2 protein-coding genes and 1 pseudogene are annotated in these 2,260 nt (G+C 49.8%); all 3 read right to left on the minus strand.

Going from position 1 to position 2,260, the window contains the following annotated elements:
• Window positions 1–518: hypothetical protein (locus Q8K05_RS09780; RefSeq protein WP_305246440.1), on the minus strand; the 518-nt coding region annotated here is incomplete at its 3' end.
• Between the two features lie 74 nt (window positions 519–592).
• Window positions 593–1,498 carry a hypothetical protein gene (locus Q8K05_RS09785; RefSeq protein ID WP_305246441.1) on the minus strand — a complete coding sequence of 302 codons (906 nt, stop codon included), beginning with the start codon at window positions 1,496–1,498 and terminating at the stop codon, window positions 593–595.
• 295 nt (window positions 1,499–1,793) lie between these two features.
• Window positions 1,794–2,260, minus strand: a pseudogene (locus Q8K05_RS09790) (argininosuccinate synthase); the annotation flags it as partial.

Raw genomic sequence — 2,260 nt, forward strand, 5'->3', positions numbered from 1 at the left:
ACGACAACATAAGGATTTCTTTCATAGACAAGAACTAAAACCGGCCGAGAACGAGGTATCTTGGCGAAGGATTTCAGTAATCGCTTTCTTTCAGCCGCGGGCACCTTCTTAGCATTTTCCACAGCCTCTGAAAATGCATCATGAAATGATTCGGCAGATGCAAACCCTTTACATACTTCCGAATAAGTTGTGCAAATTTCCCGCAAGGCGTTGAGATTCACCGAATTCTTGGCCTCGTAGTAGTCGATATGTTTCCAAAGTGCGCTTACCGGGTTCCTTAGAGCTTGTGGGCCGCCTTCTGCAAGGAAGGTTGCTAGGTAATATTTCATGTCTGGCGCGCTCAGCGCGCGCTTGAACTCCAAGCCGCTGACCATTCTTGCGTAAACGGCAATCATGATCTTTGCCGAGTTCACGTTGATCCCGTGTTCTTGGTTAAGGCGATTCGCGGCATCCTGTTGCGTCAACTCCCTGTCAAATACTCTCTTGGCGAGAGCGTAGGCGTATTTAATTTGAGGCATTCAGCTTAACTATTTCCATGAAGCCCAACGTTTGAGGTAAGCAGTAGCTGGAAGTTATCTGCTTAAGCGACCAGTTAGGCATCATTTTTTCGCCCACCGCGTGGGGCCTGTTCTACTACACCAGGCCCTGGGGTAACTATTACCTGTGTCCGTGCATTTGGTAGCTTGTGCATGAGGCTGGCAACTGTGACCCCTTTTTCCTTTGCTTCTTGAAATAGAGCGTAGACGTCATCGCCGCTAATTTTCTTGCCTTCTTCTGCCATAGCGATGGAATCAAGCTTGAACATTCCATGACTCTCTTGATCTGGTGATGCAGATGCGTTGACGATATGCTCAACGGTTTCATCGCTAAGGAGATCACTCATGCCCTCGCCAAATGAAAATCTTTGTTTTACCTTTTCGGGCCGTGCTCTCATCGTCTCAATGTTGATAATATCTATTTCGTTGAATGGTAGATGGAAGTCGCTGTAATTTATAAATGGCCGGTTATCGAGTCGCATTTGAAAGTGATAGTGCTGATGCTTGGAATGCTGTGACGTTGCATGCCCTTGATAGTCAGACTCTGCGCACGAAAAGGCCCATTCGATATTTTTCCATTTAATGGTTACTTCGAATAATTTCCCAGTTCCTTCTTCCGATAGGTCATTTATGTTTCTTGCGAACGCGTCATGATTTGCCACCCATCTGAGGAATGCTTGAATTTGATAGAAGCCGTATTTCTCTGCGATAGCAGGTAGATCATTCTTTTTGAACCCCTTTGGCTTCATTAACCAATGAGGGCAAGGCGATTTTTTGCTGAAAGACGTCAAAGTCTTGTCGCATAAATAGCAGATTCCTGCCTCATAGCTTTCGACAAAGCGGTTGAACTCGTCTTGTGCATTTCTGTAGTTGGCTTCGTTGCCATGCGCGATTTGCCCCGGAGTCAGCGTGTCTAGAAAACGCGCATAGTTTTTGCCTTTTGCTCGAAAGTCTTCATTCACTGCACGAATCCTTTCTGTGAGGCCTAATGGAATGTATCCCGCAAACCCTGCGATATAAAACGGCAGTTGCGGCATAAGGTAACTGACAAAAATGCAGCCAAGTCCTTGTTAGAAAAGATTTTTCATGTATCAAGGCATACTTTCAGTGCAATAAAACATCCGAAAAAAGCCGTAGCATCTGCGGCGCTTTGAAAGCCACGTCTACCCAAAGAACAGCAGGAGAAGCGGCTCTCGCATGTACGAAATCAATAGCATGCAGCGCCCGTGTAATGTGCGCTACAGGCCAAAAACAGCGTTATTCGCCCTTGTCGCCCGACAACTTCAGTAAATCCCCGCCCGTGCCCAGCGACAGCACGCCGCTCTTGGCGTAAATGCCGAGCTTGGCGCGCGTGTCGATGATGTCCAGGTTGCGCATCGTCAACTGCCCGATGCGGTCCAGCGGCGTGAACGCGCCTTCGACCTTTTCCATGCTCAAGCGCTCGGGCTGGTAGGTCAGATTGGCCGACTCGGTGTTGAGAATCGAGTAGTCGTTGCCGCGGCGCAGCTCGATGGTGACTTCGCCGGTGATGGCACTCGCTACCCAGCGCTGGGCGGTTTCGCGCAGCATGATGGCCTGCGAGTCAAACCAGCGGCCCTGGTACAGCAGGCGGCCCAGGCGGCGGCCGCTGTCGCGGTACTGCTCTATGGTGTCTTCGTTGTGGATGCCCGTGACCAGGCGCTCGTAGGCGATGAACAGTAGCGCCAGGCCCGGTGCTTCGTAGA

The sequence above is a fragment of the Polaromonas sp. genome (assembly GCF_030682935.1).
GTDB lineage: Bacteria > Pseudomonadota > Gammaproteobacteria > Burkholderiales > Burkholderiaceae_C > Polaromonas.